The sequence below is a fragment of the Bradyrhizobium sp. SRL28 genome (assembly GCF_018596315.1).
In the GTDB taxonomy this organism is placed as follows: Bacteria; Pseudomonadota; Alphaproteobacteria; order Rhizobiales; family Xanthobacteraceae; genus Bradyrhizobium.
In genome coordinates, this window is sequence record NZ_JAHEAG010000108.1 from 1 (window position 1) to 6,655 (window position 6,655).

The window sequence follows — 6,655 nt, forward strand, 5'->3', positions numbered from 1 at the left end:
ACGCCAAAAAGCACGATCTGAGCCAACCCCAGATTGACCAATCCCCGATGCTCGACCATGACGCCCTTGGGCGTACCTGTTGAGCCGGAGGTGTAGATCACATAGGCGAGATGGCGTGAGGTCAGGCCCAGCGCCCGCGGGTCCGGATCCGAGGCCGGCAGGTTTGCCCACGCCGGCGTCGCCGTCTCCAGGTCGACCACCGTCAGATCGAGCAGCCCATCGGCAAGCGCGGCGCGGCCCGCCGCATCGGCAAGCACCAGACCCGGTGCCGCATCCTCGAGAACCTGCCGCAGCCGCGCGGACGGATAGGCCGGGTCCAGCGGCAGATACGCGCCACCCGCCTTGAGGATCGCCAGCAGCCCGACCACCATCGCGATGCTGCGCTGAAGGCAGATCGCAACCGGCTGATCCGGCCTCACCCCGAGCGAGATCAGATGATGCGCCAGCCGGTTCGCCCGCGCATTGAGCTCGCCATAGCTCAGGTGTTCCTCCGCACAGACCACCGCCACCGCATCCGGCGCCTTGCGCACCTCCGCCTCGAACAGCTCATGGATGCACCGCTCCGCTGGATACGAGACCGACGTCCGGTTCAGCTCCTCCAACAGGTAGGTGCGCTCATCCGACGACAACAGCTCAATCCGCCCAACCGCTCGATGCGCATCAGTCATCACAGCACACAACAAATTCTGCAAATGCTGCGTCATGCGGTCGATCTGCGGGGGCGCCAAACGACTGGCATCAAAGTGCCATCGAAAGCTCCCTTCCAGAGCGCAAACCTCAAACGTCAGCAGATCACCGGATAGGGGCGTATCACTTGGGTTTGACGCAAGAGACGCGCTATTTGCAGTAACCGTAACGCCAACGGGCCAGGGACGGCGCGATCGTAGCGCCTCCGCCCCCCGCAACGTCGGGTAGCGCGCGATAAGATCCCGCGCAAAGCTATCGTACTGCCTCAGCCGAGCGCACTCGGCCGCCACCGCCCTGCGCACCTCTGCAAAATCGTGACCGATATCTATGATAATTTCCATTGGCACGACAGAAGCGATAAGCACCTCCACCGCCTTCACCCCGGCTCGCGATTCATTCGCTGGGGGAGTCCATCCCAATTGAAGCTCTGATTCTCCCGTGAGGCGGGCGAGATAGATCAGCCAAGCGCTCAGTATGTACTCGGTGCGATCATTGGGGGACAGCTCGGCCAAAGCACTTGGAATGAGCCACGAACTCGACTGCCATCTCGGGGGAGCCACAGCTTGTGGAGACGACAGAAAAGGAAGCTGCAATATTTTAGATTGCTCAAGCCGCTGTCGCCAGAAACTCTCCCGAGGCGCCAACATTTCATGTGTAACAGTTATGCTCCGCGCCTCGTCATCGCTTAGAATCGGGAGGCGATCGCCTACATTCAGATCGGAGTGCCTTGCAAGTGCCCGGGCGTCCAGAGTCTCACCATCTGAGCTGCCAAACCAGACATCAACATCTTCTGTGGCCGTCGCCACACGCCAGTGGCTCGGGTGGATTTCAACCAGGGAACCCGGCGAAAAGCCCGAGCGGGCAGACGACACCTCCAAGCACCTGACTGCGACAACGTCATCGCCCACAAGAGCCTTGGACAGACATAACGGATTGGAATGATACGGCCCAAAGTCTAAGGCGCGCGTTATCGCTGAGAGATCTTGCGCGGATCGATCCCATCGCAGACAGCCCGCCGCATCTGGACGTCGACGTCTCGGAAAGTAGCTTCTGTCCACTAGCGCCTGCGGACAGGTATTGAGCTCTCCATTCGCTAAACCAGTTAAAAGCTCTCGGAAGCCCTCGACTGCAGCCTCATAACATTTGAGGTTCAGGGTTAGCGCCGTATCAGTGGGCGCAATCAAGACTTGGCGTTGAACAACCAGGTCACCCGTATCAACACCATCATCGATGCGATGCCACGTGACGGCATATTCGGTCTCTTGGGCCAGCAGCGCCCAAGACGTCGCATGAGTTCCCGCATACCGTGGCAACGGACCGTCGTGGTAGTTGAAAGCCCCTCGACGCACTCGCCCAAACACATCTGCTGGCAACATGAACGGATTGGCAACAGAAAATATCCAGTCCACCGGTTCGGTATTGAGCAGTATGGAGAGCTCTTCAACGCTCCCTACGCACAAGATATTGGCGCGAGCAGCCCAATCGCGGAATATGGCGTCGGCACTCAAGATTGCGCCGATGACGTGGCCCATCTCCATCGCTAGCTGAGCGCACCTAATCGCTAGCGTGCCACTACCAACAAAGACGGTAGAACCTATTGGTGAGGCTTCAGGTCGTTGCCCAGCCCAATCGCCGAGTTCGCAACTCGACGAGGCCAACACACATGTGTCGCAATGTTCGTATTCCACCCCCATAGACGAAAACTCCTCGTGTGCCACGCGAGCCAGCACTTTCAATGGCCCCGCGATTGACTGCTCAACTCCGCAAAATCACGCGCAGTAGGATCTGCAACAACTTCGCCACCAAATCTGAGCATGAGCAGAGATGCGCGCCAGCGCGCAGCGGAGGAAAGCCGGAGCCGTGTTCGCGCTCTGGTTAACTCGTCGTACAGCCTGGGTAGCCCGAAACGGCGCGCAAAACCGACTAGAGACCTCACTCAGAAAATCCATCACCACCACTTTGCGACCTGATATCCATTAGGGAAGCCCGGTCGATAGTCGCAGCAATACGAGCACGCCCCGTTTCGGAGCGGCAGCAAGCCACTTCGTTCTGCCGGACTGTTGAGCGTCAAAACGCTGCTGGACCTTCGCTCCGAGAATGCCACTCAAACGTGAGTGCGAACAGACCTAGCACTATTATGGCCAAGTCATTGCCGGGAATCGAAGCGACATCAGAATGTGAGAAACCTCGCAACACCGCGCGTGCCACGGACTGCGGCAGCATCAGCATCGCACTGATCTGGATCAATCGAACAAGTTTCATCTGAACTCTTAGCCGAGACGGCGAGATTGTGGTGTGACGCCCACCATCTTAGCAACTAGCGTGCCAAAGATGTCCTGCAAGATCTTCCTGACGAAAGAATGAGCTTCGCGCCTCGCTCGGGGAATACTGCCATCCAACTGTCGACCTTGGGACATTGACGTCTTGAAGCGGACAGAGCTCAAGATGCCAAGACGGACCGTCAATGGCGACAAGACCTCTCGTATCGAAGTCGATTGTCCTCAAGAATATCGATGGCCTTGTTGCGCTTGTGCGCGATGCCGGCTCAGATCCGTTCTTATGTGTCGGACGAGATTATGTGGCGGAGGCGCCCTAACGCCAGCCAGGTCCCGCCACGCCTGGATTCCCCCGCCACGTAATATTTCGTGCCTCTCGCGGGATCCCCCTGCGCCGCAACGCCGGAGGGGCACAATGCTCAAGTTCTATTTTTCGTATCGCGGGCTGCTCAAGCGCCTTCGTAACGGGGCGCTCGGCGCCGAGATGGATCGCATCGCGGGGTATTTTTTCTCGCTCGGTTACAAGCGAGCATCCGCTAAGCTTTATCTGAGCCGGATTGCGCGGTTCAGCCATTTTGCTGCAGCACATTGCGGTCATCTTGAATCATATTCGCCCCAAATCCGGAATCCCTTCCGATTCAATCAAGCCGTGAACCGCTCTAACCGCCGCTGGATGAAAGTTCGGTGGCAGGTCAGTTCAACAACCGACGGCTCCTGGGGCCCATCGGCAACATCCCAGAAGCCGAGCAACGCTACTACGCCATGCTGGAACAGTCGGCCATGGCAGCATAATTTAAACCAAATGGCCTCCGGCAAACCCTACGGCAAACCCGGGGCAGCTCGCTGAGGTCGCGCTCCCCCTTCCGGGAGGCGCCGCATGACCGCCTTCGCCGCATTCTTCGGCGAGAAGGTCGAGCGCTACATCGAGCTGCGCCGCTCCCTCGGCCACCGTGTTAGCAGCAGCGGGCCAGTTCAATCCGACTTCAATGAGGTCGCGCACGGCGTCCGTCACCAGCCCGTCGCCGCGCCTCACAAAACCGTCGAGAGTCCCCGCAAAAACGAGTGAATCACGCCTCATCCGACCCTTTCCGCATTGGCCTCAAACCAGCCCCTTCGCCACGCTCCAGCGCTGCCGCTCGAACAGACGGCGGTAGATGCCGCCGTCTAGACGGATCAGCGCGGCGTGGTCGCCCTCCTCGATGATGCGGCCGCGATCGAAGACGAGCAGCCGATCGAGCGCGCGCATCGTCGAGAGCCGGTGCGCGATGATCAGCGTGGCGCGCCCGACCATCAGCCACTCCATCGCGTTCTGGATCAGCACTTCCGACTCCGAATCAAGGCTCGAGGTTGCCTCGTCCAGAATCAAGATCGGCGCGTCCGCAAGGAAGGCACGCGCGATCGCCACCCGCTGGCGCTGCCGCCGGAAAGCTTTACGCCACGCTCGCCGACCAGCGTACCGTAACCCTTCGGCAGGCGCGCGATGAATTCATGCGCGCTGGCGAGTTGTGCCGCCTCCTCAATCTCGGCCTGGCTGGCGCCGGGCTGGCCGTAGGCTATGTTCTCGGCTAGCGAGCGATGGAACAAGAGGCATTCCTGCTGCACAATCGCAATTTGAGAGCGCAGCGAAGCCTGCGTCACCTTCGAAATGTCCTGCTCATCGATCTGGATCCGACCGCCGTTCACGTCGTAAAGCCGCTGGATGAGCTTCACAAAGGTGGTCTTGCCGGAGCCGGAGGGACCGACCAGACCGACCCGTTCGCCGGCCTTTATCGACACTGAGAAGTCCCTGTAGAGCGGCAATCCATCGTTGCCATAATGGAAATGGACGTTCTTAAAATCGATGCGGCCCTTCGTGATCCGGATCTGCTTGGCCTCCGGACAATCAGCGATGTCGAGCGGCTGGCTCTGGATATAGACCAACTCCTCCATATCATTCACTGAGCGCTGCACGTTGCGGACGTGCATGCCTACGTCGCGCAGGTAGCCCTGCAGCACAAAGAAAGAGGTAAGCACGAGGGCGATATCGCCCGCGGTTGCCTGGCGGCGTGAGCATAGAAGCAGGGCATAGCAGATCACCGCCACCCGGAGCGCGAGCAGAGTTACGCCTTGCGTCGTGCCGTTGATCGCTCCACGCACCCAGCTCCGACGCATCCGACGTCGCCACTTGGCGATGACCGTTGCGAGGCGCTCGTTTTCCCGTTGTTCGGTTGCGAAGCCCTTGACCACCGCGTTGCAACTGATCGCGTCGGCGAGCGCGCCGCCAAGCCTGCTATCCCAGCTGTTCGCAAGGCTCGCCGACGGCGCGATATATCCGAGTGATAGCGTGATCGTCAATCCGACATAGGCGAGAGAGCAGCAGGCAATGATCAGGCCCATCATCGGCCAGTGCCAGCCGAGCAGCACGGACGAACCGATGAGCATGATGAGCGAGGGGAACAACGCGACGAGGATCTGTTGTTCAAGAGGTCGAGCGCGCCCATGCCGCGCGTGATCTGGCGTACCGTCGAGCCGGCGAAATTGTTGGCATGCCAATCGGTCGAAAAGCGCTGGACCCGATCAAATGCGTCGCTCGAGATGTCGCACAACATCTTCAGCGTCAGATCGATGATGCAGATGAAAGCAACGTGACGCATAACAATGGCGCCGAGTGCGAGCCCAATCAGCATAGAGAAGGCGGCAAGCGCGGCAAGCCATGCGACGGCCTCCGTTGCAGCTCCGTTCGCAACTGCGTCGACCAGCCGGCCCGTATAGAGCGGCGTCAGTACGTCAGCCAACGTGCAGGCGAACATCGCGATCATGATGATCGCGAGCCGGGCCGGCTGCCAGCTCCAGTGGCGGCCAGTGAAGGCGAGAACGTCGCGAAAAGCGTCGACGCGCGGACCGATATGGAAACGGCTCATGGTCTATCCAATCGCATCAATGCGATCGGTCCCAGCAAAGCTGAAATGGAAACTCCGCGATATGTTGGTTCCTTCTTCGCATCGATTGCGAAAATCGCTACTGGGTCGACCAGCTCCGCCGATCGTCCGTCGCTCCACCCGCGCCACTTGACGTACCACCCCCGACACTCTAACCGGCGCTGGATGAAAGTTCGGTGGCAGGTCATCGTAAACCGACGCCAGCACGGCAACGCCGCGTGTTGACTTCCACCTTCGAAAACATCTCAGACATAGGCGTATGCCTAGGACTAGGCCTAGCTCCTCCGGCTAGCGCGGGTGTCCGGTGAAAACAGGGTGCAGTTCAGCGTGTTTATTGGCGAACCATTCAAGGCTCTCGATAACATGCGTGCCAGAACTTCGCGGTTTTCTGGGTTGCTCATCATCGTTACGTGATTGCCTGGAACTGAAACTGCATGAATGGCCGCCCCACTCAAAACGCGGTCCCAGCCGCGCATGACCGATCTTGCCTCCGGGGCGATTGAGTTTTTGCCCCGTACACGACGACTAGGGAAAGGATCAGCTGCATAAAACTGATGTATCTCAATTGGCAGGGTCGCAGCTCGATACGATCGTAGTGCCCTGTGAAAATAGACATACCTCAAGGCGTTGTCATAGAGATCGCGATCTGAAGCTATAGCCCCAATTTGCTGCGCCTTTTCAAACAACTGAGCAACTGAACTTTGTTCAGAAAGTTTCTCCAGCAATTCGAACCGCTCATCATCTAAAGACTCGAGAGGCTCGAATATCATATCT

At 59.0% G+C, this 6,655-nt stretch carries 4 protein-coding genes and 1 pseudogene; 2 read left to right on the top strand and 3 right to left on the bottom strand.

The annotated features are described in order from the left end of the window. Positions 1-2,219: AMP-binding protein (locus KIP88_RS45055; RefSeq protein ID WP_214494515.1), on the bottom strand; the 2,219-nt coding region annotated here is incomplete at its 3' end. A 1,159-nt stretch (positions 2,220-3,378) separates the two neighbouring features. Here KIP88_RS45055 and KIP88_RS47640 point away from each other — a divergent pair. After that, positions 3,379-3,810, top strand: coding sequence for a hypothetical protein (locus KIP88_RS47640; protein WP_249791546.1), 432 nt, complete (start codon positions 3,379-3,381; stop codon positions 3,808-3,810). A 30-nt stretch (positions 3,811-3,840) separates the two neighbouring features. Continuing rightward, a complete protein-coding gene (locus KIP88_RS45065; protein ID WP_057852047.1) occupies positions 3,841-4,029 on the top strand; it encodes a hypothetical protein in 189 nt (62 codons plus the stop codon). Between the two features lie 33 nt (positions 4,030-4,062). Here the strand turns inward: KIP88_RS45065 and KIP88_RS45070 are convergent. Then, positions 4,063-5,863 (bottom strand): annotated as a pseudogene (locus tag KIP88_RS45070) (ABC transporter ATP-binding protein). A gap of 293 nt (positions 5,864-6,156) precedes the next feature. Continuing rightward, a partial coding sequence (locus KIP88_RS45075; protein ID WP_214494516.1) for a hypothetical protein occupies positions 6,157-6,655 on the bottom strand: 499 nt, incomplete at its 5' end.

Coding starts and splice junctions, on each gene's coding strand:
- KIP88_RS45065 (WP_057852047.1), top strand. CDS start 3,841: ATGACCGCCTTCGCCGCATTCTTCGGCGAGAAGGTCGAGCGCTACATC.
- KIP88_RS47640 (WP_249791546.1), top strand. CDS start 3,379: ATGCTCAAGTTCTATTTTTCGTATCGCGGGCTGCTCAAGCGCCTTCGT.